16 protein-coding genes and 2 pseudogenes are annotated in these 18,184 nt (G+C 64.6%); 5 read left to right on the top strand and 13 right to left on the bottom strand.

All coding sequences use genetic code 11. The features are described 5' to 3' along the window. Positions 1 to 11: 11 nt before the first annotated feature. The 4 genes from WHZ77_RS04590 to WHZ77_RS04605 all read right to left on the bottom strand — a co-directional run bounded on the left by WHZ77_RS04590 (position 12) and on the right by WHZ77_RS04605 (position 2,823). Positions 12 to 257, bottom strand: a complete 246-nt coding sequence (locus WHZ77_RS04590; RefSeq protein ID WP_375312593.1) for a hypothetical protein — start codon at positions 255 to 257, stop codon at positions 12 to 14. Between the two features lie 70 nt (positions 258 to 327). Beyond that, positions 328 to 774 carry a GNAT family N-acetyltransferase gene (locus WHZ77_RS04595; protein ID WP_375312594.1) on the bottom strand — a complete coding sequence of 149 codons (447 nt, stop codon included), beginning with the start codon at positions 772 to 774 and terminating at the stop codon, positions 328 to 330. Further along, positions 774 to 1,802 carry a peptidoglycan -binding protein gene (locus tag WHZ77_RS04600; protein WP_375312595.1) on the bottom strand — a complete coding sequence of 343 codons (1,029 nt, stop codon included), beginning with the start codon at positions 1,800 to 1,802 and terminating at the stop codon, positions 774 to 776. Before WHZ77_RS04600 ends, WHZ77_RS04595 begins: the two co-directional genes overlap by 1 nt. Positions 1,803 to 1,806: 4 nt before the next feature. Continuing rightward, positions 1,807 to 2,823: a flagellar motor protein MotA gene (locus tag WHZ77_RS04605; RefSeq protein ID WP_162006143.1), complete on the bottom strand. Its 1,017-nt coding sequence runs from the start codon at positions 2,821 to 2,823 to the stop codon at positions 1,807 to 1,809. Between the two features lie 211 nt (positions 2,824 to 3,034). Here WHZ77_RS04605 and WHZ77_RS04610 point away from each other — a divergent pair, with 211 nt between their 5' ends. After that, entirely contained in the window at positions 3,035 to 4,054 is a 1,020-nt protein-coding gene (locus tag WHZ77_RS04610; protein ID WP_375312596.1) for an SAM-dependent methyltransferase, read from the top strand. A gap of 2 nt (positions 4,055 to 4,056) precedes the next feature. On the opposite strand, the gene WHZ77_RS04615 is transcribed toward WHZ77_RS04610, so the two are convergent. Next, positions 4,057 to 4,398 (bottom strand): addiction module antidote protein, encoded by a 342-nt coding sequence (locus WHZ77_RS04615; protein WP_375312597.1) that lies wholly within the window; start codon positions 4,396 to 4,398, stop codon positions 4,057 to 4,059. A 4-nt stretch (positions 4,399 to 4,402) separates the two neighbouring features. Beyond that, positions 4,403 to 4,714: a type II toxin-antitoxin system RelE/ParE family toxin gene (locus WHZ77_RS04620; RefSeq protein ID WP_375312598.1), complete on the bottom strand. Its 312-nt coding sequence runs from the start codon at positions 4,712 to 4,714 to the stop codon at positions 4,403 to 4,405. A gap of 54 nt (positions 4,715 to 4,768) precedes the next feature. Between WHZ77_RS04620 and WHZ77_RS04625 the strand changes: the two are divergent. The 3 genes and pseudogenes from WHZ77_RS04625 to WHZ77_RS04635 form a co-directional block, all read left to right on the top strand. Further along, positions 4,769 to 4,879, top strand: a pseudogene (locus tag WHZ77_RS04625) (class I SAM-dependent methyltransferase); the annotation flags it as partial. A 231-nt stretch (positions 4,880 to 5,110) separates the two neighbouring features. Beyond that, positions 5,111 to 6,303, top strand: a pseudogene (locus WHZ77_RS04630) (efflux RND transporter periplasmic adaptor subunit). Between the two features lie 6 nt (positions 6,304 to 6,309). After that, a complete protein-coding gene (locus WHZ77_RS04635) occupies positions 6,310 to 9,465 on the top strand; it encodes a multidrug efflux RND transporter permease subunit (protein WP_375312599.1) in 3,156 nt (1,051 codons plus the stop codon). 28 nt (positions 9,466 to 9,493) lie between these two features. Here WHZ77_RS04635 and WHZ77_RS04640 read toward each other — a convergent pair whose 3' ends face one another. Beyond that, positions 9,494 to 10,669, bottom strand: a complete 1,176-nt coding sequence (locus WHZ77_RS04640; protein ID WP_375311030.1) for an IS481 family transposase — start codon at positions 10,667 to 10,669, stop codon at positions 9,494 to 9,496. Between the two features lie 377 nt (positions 10,670 to 11,046). On the opposite strand from WHZ77_RS04640, the gene WHZ77_RS04645 reads away from it, so the two are divergent. Continuing rightward, positions 11,047 to 12,174, top strand: a complete 1,128-nt coding sequence (locus tag WHZ77_RS04645) for an AAA family ATPase (RefSeq protein ID WP_375312600.1) — start codon at positions 11,047 to 11,049, stop codon at positions 12,172 to 12,174. A gap of 165 nt (positions 12,175 to 12,339) precedes the next feature. Here WHZ77_RS04645 and WHZ77_RS04650 read toward each other — a convergent pair whose 3' ends face one another. The 6 genes from WHZ77_RS04650 to fba form a co-directional block, all read right to left on the bottom strand. Continuing rightward, positions 12,340 to 12,711: a hypothetical protein gene (locus tag WHZ77_RS04650; protein WP_375312601.1), complete on the bottom strand. Its 372-nt coding sequence runs from the start codon at positions 12,709 to 12,711 to the stop codon at positions 12,340 to 12,342. A gap of 472 nt (positions 12,712 to 13,183) precedes the next feature. Then, positions 13,184 to 13,969 (bottom strand): inositol monophosphatase family protein, encoded by a 786-nt coding sequence (locus WHZ77_RS04655; protein ID WP_375312602.1) that lies wholly within the window; start codon positions 13,967 to 13,969, stop codon positions 13,184 to 13,186. Between the two features lie 98 nt (positions 13,970 to 14,067). Then, entirely contained in the window at positions 14,068 to 15,144 is a 1,077-nt protein-coding gene (locus tag WHZ77_RS04660; protein ID WP_375312603.1) for a tetratricopeptide repeat protein, read from the bottom strand. An 8-nt stretch (positions 15,145 to 15,152) separates the two neighbouring features. After that, a complete protein-coding gene (locus WHZ77_RS04665; RefSeq protein ID WP_375312604.1) occupies positions 15,153 to 15,842 on the bottom strand; it encodes a thiamine phosphate synthase in 690 nt (229 codons plus the stop codon). 3 nt (positions 15,843 to 15,845) lie between these two features. Next, positions 15,846 to 16,883: a class I fructose-bisphosphate aldolase gene (locus WHZ77_RS04670; protein ID WP_375312605.1), complete on the bottom strand. Its 1,038-nt coding sequence runs from the start codon at positions 16,881 to 16,883 to the stop codon at positions 15,846 to 15,848. Between the two features lie 218 nt (positions 16,884 to 17,101). Next, positions 17,102 to 18,169 (bottom strand): class II fructose-bisphosphate aldolase, encoded by a 1,068-nt coding sequence (gene fba / locus WHZ77_RS04675; RefSeq protein ID WP_375312606.1) that lies wholly within the window; start codon positions 18,167 to 18,169, stop codon positions 17,102 to 17,104. Between the last annotated feature and the right edge of the window lie 15 nt (positions 18,170 to 18,184).

Genomic DNA, 18,184 nt, shown 5'->3' on the forward strand with positions numbered 1-18,184 from the left:
CGCTCTCGGCTTTACCGGCACTTCGGCGAGAGCGTCGGCACGTTCGGCCACGGCCAGTTCTTCCAGCTCCCGTCCGCATCGACGCAAGCTGATGGAGCGGGGCCGTTGGTTGGAGCTGGGCTGCTTGTCGGAGCAGGCGCATTCGCCGTCTTGAGCGGCGCGGTGAAGCGCTGGTCGACATAGGTGGTCGACACATAGCCGGCGACGATGACGCCCAGCAGGACCGTCGAACCCTTGGCCAGGTCGCTCAGCTTCATCGATCCTCTCCATCTGCTTGCCGTCACCGGCACGAATAGCAAACGTCTCGAGATCCATGCGTGACAGGCGTCACGCCCGCCACGCCATTTTCAGCACCGGCCGGCCCGAGGTCGGGTTCACGTCGTCGCCCGCGTGCGAAAAGCCGTTGCGCTCGTAGAAGCGGATGGCGCGGGTGTTGTCCCTGTTGACGAGCAGCGTGATGCCTGATGGTGACAGGCGTTTCGCTTCCTCGACCAGCAGCCGGGCAGCGTCAGAGCCCCAGTGATCCGGGTCGACCACAAGCTGGTCGAGATATCCGTCGCCGTCGATGGTGACGAAGCCGGTGAGGGCACCATCCGCTTCCGCGACGACAATGGACGCCTTCGGCACCAGATCCTTGCGCCAGCGCTCGCGCCACCATTCCAGCCGCGCGGCGAAGTCGATCTGCGGATAGGCTTGCTGCCAGGTGCGATGCCAGAGGTCGATGGAGGCTGCTTCGTCCTCGGGCCGGTAGGGGCGAAGGTTGAGCGCGCTCACTACCGCTCCGTCAGCTTCAGCTCGATGCGGCGATTGCGCTTGTAGGCCTCTTCCGTATTGCCGGTGTCGAGCGGCTGGAATTCGCCGAAGCCGGCAGCGACCAGCCGCTGGGCGGGGACGCCGAGCGAGATCAGGTACTGCACCACCGAGATCGAGCGCGCCGCCGACAGGTCCCAGTTGGATTTGAAATTCGCGCCGCTCACCGGCCGCACGTCGGTATGGCCGTCGACGCGCAGCACCCACGGGATCTCGCTCGGGATTTTTTTGTCGAGCTCGATCAGCGCGGTCGCCAGGGTGTCGAGCTCAGTGCGGCCCTCGGGCAGGAGCGTCGCCTGTCCGGTGTCGAAGAACACTTCGGACTGGAACACGAAGCGGTCGCCGACGATGCGGATGTCGGGGCGGTTGCCGAGAATGGCGCGCAGGCGGCCGAAGAATTCCGAGCGGTAGCGCGACAATTCCTGCACGCGCTGCGCCAGCGCGACATTCAGGCGAGAACCCAGATCGGCGATGCGGTTCTGCGATTCCTTGTCGCGCTTCTCGCTGGCGTCGAGCGCTTCTTCGAGCGCCGCCAATTGCCGCCGCAGTGCGCTGATCTGTTGGTTCAAGACCTCGATCTGCGCCAGCGCCCGCGCCGAAACCGCCTTCTCCGAGTCCAGCGCCTTGCCGAGTTCGGAGGTCTTGCCTTGCGCGTCGTTGCCGGCGGCAGCCAGGCCGTCATAGAGGCCCTTGATGCGGTCCCGCTCGCTCTCGGCCGAGGCGAGGCCGGCCTTCAACTGCGAGACCTGGTCGTCGAGCGTGAGCTTGCCGAGCTTCTCCAGCGAGAGCAGCTCGTTGAGCTGCGCGATCTTGGCGTTGAGCTGCTCCAGCGCCTTGTCCTTGCCGGTGACCTCCTGCGACAGGAAGAACTGCACGACCAGGAACACCGACAGCAGGAACACGATCGACAGCACCAGCGTCGACAGCGCGTCGACGAAGCCGGGCCAGTAGTTGAAGGAGGTATCGCCGCGGCGGCCGCGCGCCAGAGCCATGTCGCTAACCCTTCTCCGGCTGGCGCGCGATGCGTTCCAGCAGGCGCCGGATCTCTTTGTTCTGCTCGCCCTGGCCGTCGGCCCATTCGCGGATCATCTGCTGCTCGGTCCGCATGTGCGAGACCAGCGCCTGAATCGCTTCGGCGAGGCTCGCCATCGCCGCGGTGGTGCCGCGGCTGGCGCTGCCCTCCTCGAGCACGGAGCGTAAGCGTTCGACCGCGGCCTGAAGCTCACCGCTGGCAACACCGCCGCCGGAGGCGACCGCGACGTCGCCGTGGCCGTATTCGCGCACGGTGGTTGCGAGCCAGTCTTCGAGGTCGGTGTAGAAGCGATTCTGGGCCTGGCTCGATTGCAGGTCGAGGAAGCCGAGGATCAGCGATCCGGCGAGGCCGAACAGGGAGCTCGAGAACGAGATGCCCATGCCGCCGAGCGGGGCGGCGAGGCCTTCCTTCAGCGTGTCGAACAGGGCGCCGGAATCGCCGCCGACCTTGAGTCCGTCGATCACCTTGCCGACCGAGCCGACCGTCTCGATCAGGCCCCAGAAGGTGCCGAGCAGGCCGAGGAAGACCAGCAGCCCGGTCATGTAGCGGGAGATGTCCCGGGCCTCGTCGAGGCGGGTCGCGATCGAATCGAGCAGATGCCGCATGGTGGTCTGGGTGATCGACATCCGCCCGGTGCGCTCGCCGCCGAGGATCATCGCCATCGGCGCCAGCAGCTTGGGGTGGCGGGCCGGCGCCAAGCCGGGATCGGCGATGCGGAAATTGTTGACCCAGGAGACTTCGGGGTAGAGCCGGATGACCTGTCGGAACGCCAGCACGATGCCGATGAACAGCACCGCCCCGATCAGGGCGTTGAGGCCCGGATTGGCGAAAAAGGCCTGGATGATCTGCTTGTAGAGCACCACGCCCACCAGCGCGCACAGCACCAGAAAGACCAGCATCCGCACCAGGAAAACGCTGGGTGAGGACAGTTTCGTGTACTCGATATCCATGGGGGAGCGGGTCGAGGCGCCTGACGGCATGGCCGGTATCATCCGTTACGAACTTGATTGCGATGCGCACTATGGCACAGCGCCCGGCCAAAAAAAGCGCCGGATGAGGGGATTTCCCAACGGGACCCGGAACCCAATGCTGAAACCGCGCTTTGATACCCGCGTATTTCGCAAAACTTCGGCATTCCACAGGCTCGGGCCGCGTTTTTGCCTCCTGTCGCCCAAAGACGGAGTTTGTCGCATGAGCGTCGTTTCCGCGATCATCGGGACTGCCGAACGCGTGCCGCTGCCGGATGTCGTGGTTCGTGCCGCAATCCAGCGCCTCTGCGCGCGCACGGCCGTGCGGCTGTCCGGACTGGGCGCGGACGATGCCGCCTTCGCCGGGCGGATGATGTTGCGGCCGATCGCCGAGGACGCGGATGCCGGGCCTCGCGAGGTGCCCGCTTCGTTCTTCGCGCAGGTGCTTGGACCCAACCTCAAATACTCGTCCTGCTTCTACAAGACCGCTGCCACCACCCTGCAGGAGGCGGAGGAGGAGGCGCTGCGCCAGTCCGTCGAGCACGCCGGCCTCGCCGACGGCCAGACCATCCTCGAGCTCGGCTGCGGCTGGGGCTCGCTGTCGCTGTGGGTGGCGCGGCAGTTTCCGCACGCCAAGATCACGGCGGTGTCGAACTCGCAGGCCCAGCGCGCCCATGTCGAGGACGAGGCGCGGTTGCGCGGGCTTTCGAACCTGCGCGTGATCGCCGCCGACATGAACGTGTTCGCACCCGAGGGCCGGTTCGACCGCATCGTCTCGATCGAGATGTTCGAGCAGATGACGAACTGGCGCAAGCTGTTGACGCGCGTGCGGTCATGGCTGGCGCCGGAGGGGCGCTTCTTCATGCACATCGTCACCCATCGCTCAGGCTCCCATCTGTTCGACCGGACCGATCGCGATGACTGGATCGCGCAGCACATCTTCACCAACGGGGTGATGCCGAGCCATCACCTCGTCAGGCAATTCGGCGACATCTTCGCGATCGAGAAGGAGTGGTGCTGGAGCGGAACGCATTATCAACGCACCGCCAACGACTGGCTCTCCAATTTCGATGCGCATCGCGACACGATCGAAGCCTCCTTGCGCCAGGTCAATGGCGAGGAGGCCGCTCTGTGGATGCGGCGCTGGCGCTGGTTCTTGCTCGCGACGGCAGGAATGTTCGGCTATGCCGATGGAACCGAATGGGGCGTCAGCCGGTACAGGATGAAGGCTGCGGATTGCTGAGTCTAAGCAGCTTTGCGGGCTCGCGTCTTCGCTGACCTGCGCGGCTTGCCTGGCTTTCTGGGCAGGGGACGCGCAGTCAAACCTAAGCCAAGCGCGCGCAATACCCCCAGCATCGTCGAAAACTCCGGATTCCCGGCCTCGCCGAGCGCCTTGTACAGTCCTTCGCGGCTCAGCCCCGCAGACTTTGCTATCTCGCTCATGCCGCGGGCACGCGCAACCGTATTCACCGCGTCCCGGATGAAGGCCGCATCGCCAGTCTCCAGCGCGGCCGTAATGAATTCGGCTTGTGCTTCCGGCGCATCCAAATATTCCGCGGCATCAAATGGTGTTGTTTTCAGCGCCATGGCACTACTCCAGTTCGGCAAGCATCGCTCGTGCCCGCTTGATGTCCGCCTGTTGTTTTCGTTTGTCGCCACCGCAGAGCAGGATGACCATGACGGCGCCGCGTTGCGCCGCATAGAGACGGTATCCCGGGCCGTAGTCGATTCGGAATTCAGACAGGCCCGCGCCCAATGACTTCACGTCGCCGACCGTGCCGCGTTCGATCAACGCGATCCGGCTTGCAATGCGCGCGACGGCACGACGGTCGCGTAGTCCGGCAAGCCAATCTCGAAATATTTCCGTCTGGACGACGTTGATCACGAGAATGTTGTAAACCATAGCTTACATTTGGACAAGCGCCGCCTAAGCGCAGCGGTCGCCGCGGCCAGCTCGCTGTCGATGCGGCGCTGGCGCTGGTTCTTCCTCGCGACGGCAGGAATGTTCGGCTATGCCGGTGGAACCGAATGGGGCGTCAGCCGCTACAGAATGAAGGCCACCGTATAATTGCGATCTTCTGTCGCAGCACGCCGCGATGGAACCCGACTCACAATCCGGTGAGACGCAAAAAGCGCTCTGAACTCAGCACGATAGGCCGTGTGACATTGAGCCGCCTGCGGCATGCGTTGCGTTGCAGCAAGTCCCTTCTATTTTGAGCGCACCAGCCGTGCGGAATCGCCCAGAACGGGCCGGGCGCGGAGCGTGATCAGTTTCAACAACACCGGGGCACTTAACTTCATGTCAGGACTTCGTGCGCGATCGGCATGCGTTGCAATGATGCTCGCGGCCTGTGCGCCGCTGCTCGGCGCTTGTGACGATTCGGCCTCCGCTGTGTCCGCCGCGCAGCCGGTCGATCCTGACGTCAGCATCGTCGTCGTCAAGCCGCAGCCGCGCGCCGTGGTGCGCGAACTGCCGGGCCGCATTTCGCCGACGCGCGTCTCCGACGTGAGGCCGCGCATTTCAGGCATCGTGGTCGAACGTCTGTTTCGACAGGGCAGTGAAGTGAAGGCGGGCGATCCGCTCTATCGCATCGATCCGCGTCCGTTCGAGGTCGAGGTGATGGCCAACGAGGCCGCGGTCGCCAAGGCCGAGGCCGCATTGATGCAGGCCAGGCAGCAGGCGCACCGTATCGCGACGCTCACCAGCCAGCGCGCCGCGCCTGAGGCCGAGAACGAGAAGGCGATTGCGGGCGAGCGCCAGGCCCATGCCGAAGTCGAGGGCCGCAAGGCCGATCTTGCGCGCGCAAAACTCAATCTCGACTATGCCACCGTTCGGGCGCCGATCGACGGCGTCGTCGGTGCGGCGCTGGTCAGCGAAGGCGCGCTCGCGGTCCAGAACGAGACCAATCTTGCCACCATCCAGCAGCTCGATCCGATCTATGCCGACTTCACCCAGTCGGTGACCGAGCTCAACCAGCTGCGCCGCGCCTTCGAGAGCGGCGACCTCGAGCGCATCGCGGCCGATGCGGCCAAGGTGAAGCTCGTGCTCGACGACAACACCATCTACTCGCTCGACGGCAAGCTGCTGTTCTCGGATGCCAAGGTCGACGCCCATACCGGGCAGGTGACCTTGCGCGGCGAGTTCCGCAACCCCAAGCGCGAGCTGCTGCCGGGCATGTATGTCCGTGTCCGCATCGATCAGGGTCTCGACTCCGACGCGATCGCGGTGCCGCAGCAGGCGATCCAGCGCAATGGCGGCGGCGGCAGCGAGGTGTTCGTCGTCAAGGACGACAACCGCATCGCGGTGCAGCCGGTGCGCACCGGCTCGGTGCAGGACGGCGTCTGGTTCGTCACCGACGGCCTGAAGGCCGGCGACAAGGTCGTGTCGAAGGCTTCCAGAAATTCGCGGCCGGCGACAAGGTCAAGCCGCAATCCTGGTCGGAAGCGGACGCCACCGCCGACAACCGGCACGCTCTCAAGGTCACGCGGTAACGCGCCATGGCCAGCTTCTTCATCGACAGGCCGATCTTCGCCTGGGTCGTCGCGCTGTTCATCTGTCTGATCGGCGCGATCTCGATCCCGCTGCTGCCGGTCGCGCAATATCCGATCATCGCGCCGCCCTCGATCTCGATCTCGACCAGCTATCCCGGCGCCTCGCCCGAGAACCTCTACAACAGCGTGACGCGGCTGATCGAGGAGGAGCTCAACGGCGCCTCCGGCATCCTCAATTTCGAATCCACCAGCGATTCGCTCGGGCAGGTCGAGATCATCGCCAATTTCGTGCCGGGCACCGACACCAGCGCGGCCTCGGTCGAGGTGCAGAACCGCATCAAGCGCGTCGAGGCGCGGCTGCCGCGCGCGGTGATCCAGCAGGGCATCCTGATCGAGGAAGCCTCCAGCGCGGTGCTCCAGATCATCACGCTGAACTCGACCGACGGCAGCCTCGACGAGGTCGGCCTCGGCGACTTCATGATCCGCAACGTGCTCGGCGAGATCCGCCGCATCCCCGGCGTCGGCCGCGCCACGCTCTACTCCACCGAGCGTTCGCTGCGCGTCTGGGTCGATCCGGCCAAACTCGTCGGCTACGGGCTGACCGCCGACGACGTCAACAAGGCGATATCGGCGCAGAACGCGCAGGTCGCCTCCGGCAGCATCGGCGCCGAGCCGTCGACCTCGACCCAGCGCACCTCGGCGCTGGTGCTGGTCAAGGGCCAGCTCTCGTCCCCGGATGAATTCGGCGCCATCATCCTGCGCGCCAATGCCGACGGCTCGACCGTTCGCCTGCGCGACGTCGCGCGCATCGAGGTCGGCGGCCTCAGCTACCAGTTCAACACCCGTCTCGACGGCAAGCCGACCGCGGGTCTCTCCGTGCTGATGTCGCCGACCGGCAATGCGCTGGCAACCGCGAGTGCGGTCGAGGAGAAGATGAAGGAGCTGTCGCGCTTCTTCCCGGCCAACATCGCCTACGAGATCCCCTACAACATCACGCCGGTGGTCGAGGCCTCGATCAAGAAGGTGCTGACGACGCTGCTCGAGGCCGTTGTGCTGGTGTTCGTGGTGATGTTCCTGTTCCTGCAGAACATCCGCTACACCATCATTCCGACCATCGTGGTGCCGGTCGCGCTTCTCGGCGCCTGCACCACGCTGCTGCTCGCTGGCTACTCCATCAACATGCTCTCGATGTTCGGCATGGTGCTGGCGGTCGGCATCCTCGTCGACGACGCCATCGTCGTGGTCGAGAACGTCGAGCGCATCATGGCCGAGGAAGGCCTGCCGCCGAAGGAGGCGACGCGCAAGGCGATGTCGCAGATCACCGGCGCCATCATCGGCATCACGCTGGTGCTAATGGCGGTGTTCGTGCCGATGGCGTTCTTCCCGGGCTCGGTCGGCATCATCTACCGCCAGTTCTCCGTGACCATGGTTGCCGCGATCGGCTTCTCCGCCTTCCTGGCGCTGTCGCTGACGCCGGCGCTGTGCGCCACGCTGCTCAAGCCAATTGCCAAGGGGCACGGCCATTCGACCAATGTCGTGTTCAGCCGGTTCAATCACCTGCTCGAGGCCTGCCGGTTTCGCTATGCGCGCACCGTCGGCTTCTCGCTGAAGCGCACCGGCCGATTGATGCTGGTCTATGTCGCGCTGCTCGTCGGCCTGTCCTGGGCCTTCGTCAACCTGCCCGGCGGCTTCCTGCCCGTCGACGACCAGGGCTTCGTCACCACCGACGTGCAGACGCCGTCGGACTCGTCCTATGCCCGCACCGAGGCCGTGATCGAGAAGGTGGAGAAATATCTGGCGCAGCGGCCGGGCGTGGACAACGTGACCTTCCTCACCGGCTTCAGCTTCTCCGGCCAGGGCATGAACACCGCGCAGGCCTTCATCACGCTGAAGGACTGGTCGGAGCGCGGGCCGAAGGAATCCGCCGCTGCGATCGTCGCCGACATCAACCGTGATTTGGGGTCATCGGTCCGCGACGCCAAGATTTCTGCGCTGCAGCCGCCGCCGATTGACAATCTCGGCAACTCCTCGGGCTTCTCGTTCCGCCTCCAGGATCGCGGCCAGAAGGGCTATCCGGCCCTGATGCGCGCCGCCGAACAGTTGATTGCGGAGGCCAATGCCAGCCCGGTGCTGCAGAAGGTCTATATCGAAGGCCTGCCCGAGGCGGGCGTGGTCAATCTCGTGATCGACCGCGAGAAGGCCGGCGCCTTCGGCGTCACCTTCGAGGACATCAACAACACGATCTCGACCAATCTCGGCTCGAACTACATCAACGACTTCCCGAACCGCGGCCGCATGCAGCGCGTCGTGGTGCAGGCCGACGCCCGCGACCGCATGCGGACCGAGGACATCCTCAACTACAACGTCAAGAACAGTCGCGGCCAGCTGGTGCCGTTCTCGTCCTTCGCCACCGTCGAGTGGGCGCGCGGCCCGACGCAGATCGCTGGCTTCAACTATTATCCTGCGGTGCGCATCTCCGGCGAAGCCCGGCCCGGCTTCACCTCGGGCGATGCCATCGCCGAGATGGAGCGGCTCGCCGGCAAGCTGCCGCGCGGCTTCGGCTATGACTGGACCGGACAGTCGCTGCAGGAAAAGCTGTCGGGCTCGCAGGCGCCGTTCCTGCTCGCCCTCTCGATTTTCGTGGTGTTCCTGTGTCTCGCCGCACTCTACGAGAGCTGGACCATTCCGCTCGCGGTGCTGCTCACCGTGCCGCTCGGCATCGTCGGCGCGGTGGTCGCGGCGCTGCTGCGGGGCCTGCCCAACGACGTCTATTTCACCGTCGGCCTCATCACCATCATTGGTCTGGCGGCCAAGGACGCGATCCTGATCATCGAGTTCGCCAAGGATCTGCGCAAGGAAGGCAAGCCGCTTGTGGACGCCACCATCGAAGCCTGCCGCTTGCGTTTCCGCCCGATCCTGATGACGGGCCTTGCCTTCATCTGCGGCGTGCTGCCGATGGCCATCGCCCACGGCGCCGGCGGCGCCAGCCAGCAGGCGCTCGGCTCAATCGTGATGGGCGGCATGATCGCGGTGGTCATCCTGGCGCTGCTGATGGTGCCGGTGTTCTTCGTCTCCGTGCAACGCGTGCTGGCGGGGGACCGGGAGCCGAAGGCGGCGAAGGACGGCGAGACCTATGGGCCGCCGGCGCCGGTGAAGCTGTAAGGTGAGGTGTCATGCCCCGCGAAAGTGTTTAGTCCGGAGACATGGCTGACACCTGTTCGGACACATCACTGACAGGTTGGCGGTTAGTCAAGTCGATTGATGCGACCTGCCAGCTGGCGAAGAAGATGCCGTAATGGCCGTCACGATCCAGCGGCCTGATGGCAAGCCGTTCGCGTGCGAAGGCCTGAGGAACCTTCCAGAAGCGTCCCTTGAAGGAGATGTAGGGTCTTGTCGATGAGACCCTGCGCACGATCTCGCCGCTGTCGTACTCGACGTTCGGGACACGGGCCGGCATGGCACGGGCACTCGGTCGGAAGCGATCGGCGGGAACGTGCATATCGAGGCCTTGGTGGGGGCGCTCCAGATTGTAGACCGGCCGCCAGGCATCAAGGGCGCGTTGGACTTCCGGGAGAGTGCGGAAGCGACGCATCGCAAAGACTTCAGCCTTCAGCGTGCGATGGAAGCGTTCGTTCTTGCCGCGGGCCTGTGGGTGACATGGCCGGGCATGCACCACCCTGACGCCCAGCTTGAGCAGCCACACCTTCAATCCGGTCCAGCGGACGCCCGACGTATCGCCCCAGGGGGAGCCGTTGTCGGTGTAGAAGGCCTCCGGCAGGCCATAGCAACGGAACGTCGCCGTCAGGTGATCCTGCACGGTAAGACGCCGTTCGTCGGCGCACGCCTTCAGGCACAGGACATAGCGCGAGTGATCGTCGACGATGGTCAGCGGATGGCACCGCGTGCCGTCAGCGAGCGGCATGTGGCCCTTGAAGTCCATCTGCCACAGCAGGTTGGGTGCTTCCTTCTCGAAGCGGTGTCCCGGATTGGGCGGCGCATTCTCGCTCGGTTTGACCCGGCCGTTCCGGCACAGGATCCGGTGCACCGTTGACGGCACAGGTACCGTCTGGCCGTTCCGCTTCAGGCAGTGGGCGATCTTGCGCGCGCCCCAGGCCGGATGCTTGTCACGCACCGCGAGCACCTGCGTCTCGACCGCAGGCTCGCTGCGCCTGGGCATCGCATGCGGCCGCCGCGAGCTGTCGGCCAGCTCCCGATCGCCAGCCAGCCAGCGCCGCAGCCATTTGTAGCCGACGTCAGGACTAATATCGAACCGCCGGCACAGCTCGCGCCGATTGGCGCCTTCCTGCAAGGCCAGCCGCACGAACTCATGGCGCTGATCCATTACTGACACCTCACTCCAGGGCATGGACGGCCTCCCGAATCGGACCAATCCAGCCAATGTTGATGTGTCAGCTATGTCTCCGAACACCCGTCAGTGATCTGTCCGGGCTAAACAGAAGGCGGGGCATCCAGTACGCCGCGGCCTTTCCGTACCCAACAGACGTCTCTGGAATACTGGATCATCCGCCTTCGCGGATGATGACAGTCGGGTTTGGAGCGGCCGTCGTCGCCCCGACTGCTCAGCACATTCGCCGGCGCTGGAGAGGAGAGCCGGCCACTGAACGCCGTAGCGGTCGGCTTGCTTTCTCGGGTTCATCAATCCAGACTGCATCTCTGGATTGAAAGGGTGTGTCGCTGCCTGACGTGGCAAATCACAGACAGCCCGCCGATTGAGTGCATGTGATGCGTCTGACCGATATTGCGATCACCAACTATCGTTCCATCCGGCGTCTCTCCATCCCCATCCATCCCCCGTCCGTGTTTGTCGGCGAAAATGGTGTCGGCAAGTCCAACCTCTACAAGTCCCTGTCACTGTTGCGCGACGCGGCGACCGGGCGGATCACACGCACCATCGCCGATGAGGGCGGACTGAACTCGGTCTGCTGGTCCGGCACCCGCAAACGCGGCGAGGATGGCCGGCTGCAATTGTCGGCCAGATTCGAGCGCCTGAAATATTCGATCGAGATCGGGTATCCCAGCCCGGTTGCGGCGGCGTTCGCCGGCGAGCCGATGATCAAGGAAGAAAGCATCGAGGCGATTCAGGGCAAGCGAACGGTTCGCTTGATGGAGCGGAAGAATTCGCTCATCAGCATCCGAGACGACAGCGGCGCATGGGGCAACCACAAGGATGCGGTGCTGCCGTCCGAGCCGGCGCTGGCGGGCTTTTACAACGGCAAGGAATGCCCCGAGATCGATCTTGTCAGAAACGCGATGCTCGGCTGGCGCTTCTATCACGATTTCCGCACCGATCCGGCCTCGCTGATCCGAAAGCCCAGCCTGGCGATCACGACGCCCTCGCTCAGCGCAGATGGAAGCGATCTGGCTGCGGCCCTGGCGACGCTCTACACCATTCGAGGAGACGCAACCGACCTGCAGGATGCGATCCAGGATGCATTCCCTGGCGCCGAGCTCAGCGCTTGGGAAAACAACGGTCTGTGCGAATTCGCCCTGCAACTGGAGGACATGCCGCGGCCGTTCCGCGCTCATGAACTATCCGACGGGACGCTGAAATACATCTGCCTGCTCGCGGTGTTCATGGGCTACCGCCTGCCGCCGTTCATCGCGCTGAACGAACCCGAGACCAGCCTGCATCCGTCGCTGCTGTCGCCTTTGGCCCGGCTGATCGCCAAAGCATCGAGCCGCGCCGACATCTGGATCGTCACCCATTCGGAACAATTGATGGAAGCCTTGCGAAGCGAGAGCGCGGTCCCGCTCCGCCGTGTGATCAAGTCAAAAGGCGCCACGAATATCGAGGGCCTGACTCTCGGCGGCGAATATCGCGAGGAGGAGCCGGAGGATGACGACTGTTAGGGGGGGCTCATAACCTCTGGCGATGTCCGCTTGCGCCGACAACGGACACCTTTGTACAGCCACATCAAATGACGCGATGGGCCAAATCCGGACATCAACAGTGCGATGCCAAAGACATAGCAGCTTGTCGATCGTCATAATCCAGTGCGTTTTTTGCCTTGTGTCTCAGCCAGTGATCTGACGCACGGGACTGTGTTGCTCATGCGTCGAACCATTCAGCCAAAGCCCGTAGCCGATGGCTGTATGAAATACTGCGTATGTGAGCGCGTTTTCGATGATGACGGAAGCTGGGCCTCCGTGGGTGATAAAAGCCTTCTCGGCAAACCCAATGGCATAATACGCAAAATAGGCGCCAGCGAACCCCCGCCAAAAAGTCCCGGGGAGGAAATCAATCTTGAACGCCATTAGCACAAGACCGCAGGCCGAAAGCACTTCGATTGTAAGGTCGACGATCTGCGCCGCGCTGAAGGTCCCTGCATCGGCGACGCCATAACACGCGAGCACGATAGCGAATAATGCAAAAAGCTTCCAACCCACGCAAACCTCCGTAATCGTAGCCGCGACCTTAGGTAGAGGTTATTGGTAAAGCTCTCGCTGCCAAGCTTGGTTTAGCTAAGGTTATGACGATAGCCCAAAGCTTAGGGAACGGAACTCGATCCCTGCAAGTCAGGCTGGCGTCGCTCAAGTCGGCAATGGGTCACTTTCGACTGTTCTGGCGGGTATAGTGAGCAGTTGATGTCTGCTCCTGTCCGTGAGCGTCGAGGGAGGAGCGCGGCGCTCGACTTACAGGAAGCCCGCTGTCTTGCCTCAAGTCTGGTCTGGGCTGCTATGACCCCGACTCGTTCACAGAGCTTGCCGTAAAAAAGTGCGCTTGGGCCTACATGCGGCCGAAAAGCAATCGCCGCGCTCCGCGCGATGTGAGAATGGAGGGCGCGATATTGCGGCCTCCATTCTTTCGGTCTCACGCAATGTGTGCAGTTCAGGAACAAAGCAAGGGAAGGGCTTTCCCCTACTTCCGCAAAATCTTCACCAACTCCCCGTGCACGAACTCATTCCCGCACACCACATGCCCGGTCACCAGGGCATCGCCCGGCGTGTCGATGTCCGTCACCGTGCCGCCTGCCTCGCGCACCATGATCATGCCGGCGGCGACGTCCCAGGATTGCAGATTGCGCTCCCAATAGCCGTCGAGGCGGCCGGCGGCGACGAAGGCGAGGTCGAGGGAGGCGGCGCCGAAGCGGCGCAGGCCGGCGACGCGGTCCTGGATAGCGGTCATCTCGCGGCGGAATTCCTCGTGGTCGCCGCGGCCGATATGGGGCAGGCCGCAGGCCACCACGCATTCGTTGAGCTGGCGGCGGCCGGCCACGCGCAGGCGCTGGTCGTTGAGGAAGGCGCCCTTGCCGCGCTCGGCGATATAAAGCTCGTCATTGGCGGGGTTGTAGATCACGCCCGCAATGATGGTGCCCTCGCGCACGAGGCCGATCGAGATCGCGAATTGCGGGATGCCGTGCAGGAAGTTGGTGGTGCCGTCGAGCGGGTCGACGATCCAGGTGTGGCTCTTGTCGCTGCCCTCGCGGGTGCCGCCTTCCTCACCGATGAAGCCGTAGCCGGGCCGGGCCTTGGCGAGGTCCTGGTACAGGATCTCCTCGGCGCGCTTGTCGGCGAGCGAGACGAAATTGGCCGGCCCCTTCAGCGAGACCTGGAGATGCTCGATCTCGCCGAGATCGCGCTTGAGGCTGCGGCCGGCGCGGCGCGCGGCCTTGACCATGACGTTGATAGTGGCGGAATACAGCATGTGCTCTGGTCTTGATCGGGGGGAAATGGCGCGAAATCGCGCGTCTTTGGGGGATGGGGTGCCCTGCGGGGCGCCTGACGTCAAGTCATTGGGTCAAGTCATTTGGTCCCGAGCCATTTCCGGGCGGCGGCCTCGGCCTTGGCCCGGTCCTCGGCCGGCAGGTCGGAAAACTGCTTGTCGAGGTCCGGATCGCCCTTGCCGGCGGTCTTGGCCACTAGGTGCCATTTGAACCCCTCGATCTTGTCCGCGGTCGCGCCCATGCCGTTGATCAGCACCCAGGCCAGCCGGTTCTGCGCGATCGCGCTGCCCTGGCGGGACGCCTTGCGGAGCAGCGCCACGGCCGCGGGCTGGTTCTTCGGCGTGCCGGTGCCGTTGAACATGGCGATAGCGTATTCGACCTCGGCATCGACATTGTCGGCCAGTGACGCCGCCTGCAGCAGCCGCACCGCGCGTTCCGCGTCCTTCGGGACCCCCGTGCCTTCCTTGTAGAAGGTCGCGAGCGCGTATTGCGCCTCGGGCAGGCCGGCATCGGCCGCCTGGCGCAACAGCTCGGCGGACCGCTTGACGTCCTGCGGCAGGGTCTGGCCGTCGAGATAGAGCAGCGCCAGATTATAGGCCGCCTTGGGCTCGCCGAGCTTGGCGGAGGAGGCCATCAGCTTGACCGCCTCGCCCTTGTCGACCGGGCCGCCGCGGCCGGACATGCGCATCATGGCTTGCGCGAACATCGCCTCGCGGTCGCCGGCGTCGGAGGCGCGCTTGTACCATTCGAGCGCCTTGGCGTAGTCGCGGCGGATGCCCATGGCATTGGAATAGAGCTCGCCCAGCATGGTCATCGCCTTGGGATCGCCGGCCTTGGCGCGCTCGGTGGCGAGCTCGAACGCCGTCTTGTACTGGCCGCGCTGATAGGCGCCGAACACCAGATCGACACCGGGCGTGTCGGTCGCCGGCGCGGGGATCACGGTCGCGGGCAGCGCCGGCTTGGGGGAAACGGCCGGCTTGGGCGACGCCGCAGGTTTGGGTGCCGGCGCGGCCTCCTTCTTCTTGGCGGGCGGAGGAGGCTTCTGCTTCTCAGGCGGCGGGCTCGGGATCGTCGCCGGCGGCGTGATCTGGAGCTGCGCGGCCGCAGGCACCGTGAGCAGCAGTGTCGCCAAAATGGTGATGGGCGGGAGCTTCATGGCGGGCGCTAGCCGTGCTCGCCGCTCACAGGATTTTGGTCCGCAAGCGCAGTCGCGTAGGCCTTCTTGATCGCAGCGTCGGCCTCGACCAGCGCAGCCTTGGGCCCGCGCGGATCGGCCCAGATGAACTCGCCGACCAGCACGAAATCGGCGCCGCTTGCCGCGAAGTCATGGGCCTCTTCGAGCGAGGTGGCAAAGCCGACGCAGGGCGGCTCGAACAGCTCGGCCCACCAGTCCAGCCGCTCGGCGATCGCCTGCGACGACGGGCGCTGGCCTTTGCCGTCGGGTTCGCCGAACAGCACGTAATCCGCGCCGATCTCGCCCGCATCCATGGAATGGTGCCGCGTCGTCAGCCCGCCGACGCCGGCGATGCGATCGGGCTTGAGCGATGGCAGCGCCTCTTTCAGCGCGGCGATGCCGGGCAGGTGGGCACCGTCGGCGCCGCCGCGTGCAACGAGATCGGGATGGCCCTCCACGAGCAGGGCGGCGCCCGCCTTCTGCACGACCGGCGCGAGCGCCTTGATGCGCGTGATCATGGTGCGCTGGTCGGTCTCCTTCAGCCGCAGCAGCACGGCCGCGACGTCGGCGGCAGCAAGCAGGGCCGGCAACTCGGCCACGAGCGCAGCGGGATCATCGACGACTGGCGTCGCGAGATAGAGGCGCGGCGCGGGGCGCGGTGGAGGCGATTTGTTCGACAAGATCTAGGCTGCTTTCTTTTCCAGGCTGCTTTGCCACTCGCCCCTGGAGGCGAGCCCGTTCATGCGGGCGCGATGACTGAATGCGCTTTGCCCGGCCGCGACGTTCTCGGCCTTGCCCGACCAGGCCTTCTGCGGCGCGGCCTGCAGCGCGCGGCCGTAGGAGAAGGTCAGGCCCCAGGGTAACGGACAGGGCAGCGGGCCGAGCTTGTGCATGGCGTTGAGATGCGCGGTTGCCTGTTCGTCCGACTGGCCGCCGGACAGGAAGGCGATGCCCGGCACCGCCGCGGGCACGCAGGCCTTCAGCAGCCGTATCGTCTTCTCCGCGACCTCCTCAACCGAGGCCTGCTTCGCGCACGTCTTGCCTGAGATCGCCATGTTCGGTTTCAGCACCATGCCTTCGAGCGCGACGCGCTGCACGCGCAGCTCCTGGAAGGTCTTGTTGAGCACGCGCTGGGTTACTTCATAGCAGCGGTCGATGTCGTGATCGCCATCCATCAGCACCTCGGGCTCGACGATCGGCACGATCTGCGCGGCCTGGCACAGCGCGGCGTAGCGCGCCAGCGCGTGGGCGTTGACGCTGATCGCGGTCATCGAGGGAATCCCGCCGCCGATGTCGATCACCGCGCGCCATTTGGCGAAACGCGCACCGCGCTCATAGTATTTCTTCAGGCGCTCGGCGAGCTTGTCGAGCCCGACGGTGACCAGTTCACCCGGGCACATCGGCAAGGCTTGCGTGCCCTCGTCGACCTTGATGCCGGGGATGGCGCCGCTCTGTTCGATCAGCTTCACCAGCGGCGTGCCGTCCTTGGCGTCCTGCCAGATCGTCTCGTCATAGAGGATCACGCCGGAAATATACTGGCTCATGGCCTCCTTCGAGCGGAACAGCATCTCGCGATAGTCGCGGCGATTGCTTTCCGTCGACTCGACGCCGATCGCGTCGAAACGCTTCTTGATGGTGCCGGAGGATTCGTCGGCGGCAAGAATGCCCTTGCCCGGCGCGACCATGGCGGTCGCGATCTTGTTGAGCTCAGTCAGATTCATCGAGAGGTCCTCCCAAAACGATTCTGCCCTTGCCTGTGAAAATAGACGGTTCTCGGGCAATTGCCGAGTTAACGTTCGTCGCAGGGTAAAGGGCGTTTCTGTCATTCCGGGATGCGCCGAAAGGCGCAGGCCCGGAATCCATAACCCCAGGCTGTGGTTATGGATTCCGGGCCCACGCTTCGCGTGTCCCGGAATGACGGGAGAGGGGTCTGAAGGCTTTAAGCCACCTTCGGATCGAGCTCGCCCTTGGCGTAGCGCTTGGCCATTTCGGCTGTCGTCAGCACCTTCTTGATCTTGGAGGCCTGGCCTGCGGTATTGAACTCCTGCAGCCGCTGCTTGCACAGCTTGGTCATCGCTTCCATCGCGGGCTTCAGGTACTTGCGCGGGTCGAACTCTTCCGGGTGCTCCTTGAACACCTTGCGGATCTGGCCGGTCATGGCCATGCGGTTGTCGGTGTCGATGTTGATCTTGCGCACGCCGTGCTTGATGCCGCGCTGGATCTCGGACACCGGCACGCCCCAGGTCGGCTTCATCTTGCCGCCGAACTCGTTGATGATGTCCTGGAGGTCCTGCGGCACCGACGAGGAGCCGTGCATCACCAGATGCGTGTTCGGCAGCTTGCGGTGGATCTCCTCGATCACCTTCATGGCGAGGATGTCGCCGTCGGGCTTGCGGGTAAATTTGTAAGCGCCATGCGAGGTGCCCATCGCGATCGCGAGCGCGTCGACCTTGGTCTCCTGGACGAACTTCACGGCTTCGTCCGGATTGGTCAGGAGCTGGTCGTGGCTGAGCTTGCCTTCGGCGCCGTGGCCGTCTTCCTTGTCGCCCATGCCGGTTTCGAGCGAGCCGAGCACGCCGAGCTCACCCTCGACCGAGATGCCGCCGAGATGGGCCATGTCGGTCACGGTCTTGGTGACGCCGACATTGTAGGTCCAGTCGGCCGGGCTCTTGCCGTCGGCCTTGAGCGAGCCGTCCATCATCACCGAGGTGAAGCCGGCCTGGATCGCGGTCATGCAGGTCGCGGCCTCGTTGCCGTGGTCGAGATGCACGCAGACCGGAATGTGCGGATAGATCTCGGTGACCGCGTCCATCATGTGCTTGAGCATGATGTCGTTGGCGTAGGAGCGCGCGCCGCGCGAGGCCTGGATGATGACGGGCGCATCGACACTGTTGGCCGCGTCCATGATCGCCAGCGCCTGTTCCATGTTGTTGATGTTGAAGGCCGGTACGCCGTAATCGTTCTCAGCCGCATGGTCGAGCAATTGACGCAACGTGATCCGAGCCATGTGTCTTTCTCTCCG

This window comes from Bradyrhizobium sp. A5 (assembly GCF_042076515.1).
In the GTDB taxonomy this organism is placed as follows: Bacteria; Pseudomonadota; Alphaproteobacteria; order Rhizobiales; family Xanthobacteraceae; genus Bradyrhizobium; species Bradyrhizobium cosmicum.

What these genes read in the sequence shown, in the direction of transcription:
- WHZ77_RS04590 (WP_375312593.1), bottom strand. Translation starts at nt 257, where the DNA reads ATGAAGCTGAGCGACCTGGCCAAGGGTTCGACGGTCCTGCTGGGCGTC.
- WHZ77_RS04600 (WP_375312595.1), bottom strand. Translation starts at nt 1,802, where the DNA reads ATGGCTCTGGCGCGCGGCCGCCGCGGCGATACCTCCTTCAACTACTGG.
- WHZ77_RS04605 (WP_162006143.1), bottom strand. Translation starts at nt 2,823, where the DNA reads ATGCCGTCAGGCGCCTCGACCCGCTCCCCCATGGATATCGAGTACACG.
- WHZ77_RS04610 (WP_375312596.1), top strand. Translation starts at nt 3,035, where the DNA reads ATGAGCGTCGTTTCCGCGATCATCGGGACTGCCGAACGCGTGCCGCTG.
- WHZ77_RS04615 (WP_375312597.1), bottom strand. Translation starts at nt 4,398, where the DNA reads ATGGCGCTGAAAACAACACCATTTGATGCCGCGGAATATTTGGATGCG.
- WHZ77_RS04620 (WP_375312598.1), bottom strand. Translation starts at nt 4,714, where the DNA reads ATGGTTTACAACATTCTCGTGATCAACGTCGTCCAGACGGAAATATTT.
- WHZ77_RS04635 (WP_375312599.1), top strand. Translation starts at nt 6,310, where the DNA reads ATGGCCAGCTTCTTCATCGACAGGCCGATCTTCGCCTGGGTCGTCGCG.
- WHZ77_RS04640 (WP_375311030.1), bottom strand. Translation starts at nt 10,669, where the DNA reads ATGCCCTGGAGTGAGGTGTCAGTAATGGATCAGCGCCATGAGTTCGTG.
- WHZ77_RS04645 (WP_375312600.1), top strand. Translation starts at nt 11,047, where the DNA reads ATGCGTCTGACCGATATTGCGATCACCAACTATCGTTCCATCCGGCGT.
- WHZ77_RS04655 (WP_375312602.1), bottom strand. Translation starts at nt 13,969, where the DNA reads ATGCTGTATTCCGCCACTATCAACGTCATGGTCAAGGCCGCGCGCCGC.
- WHZ77_RS04660 (WP_375312603.1), bottom strand. Translation starts at nt 15,144, where the DNA reads ATGAAGCTCCCGCCCATCACCATTTTGGCGACACTGCTGCTCACGGTG.
- WHZ77_RS04670 (WP_375312605.1), bottom strand. Translation starts at nt 16,883, where the DNA reads ATGAATCTGACTGAGCTCAACAAGATCGCGACCGCCATGGTCGCGCCG.
- fba (WP_375312606.1), bottom strand. Translation starts at nt 18,169, where the DNA reads ATGGCTCGGATCACGTTGCGTCAATTGCTCGACCATGCGGCTGAGAAC.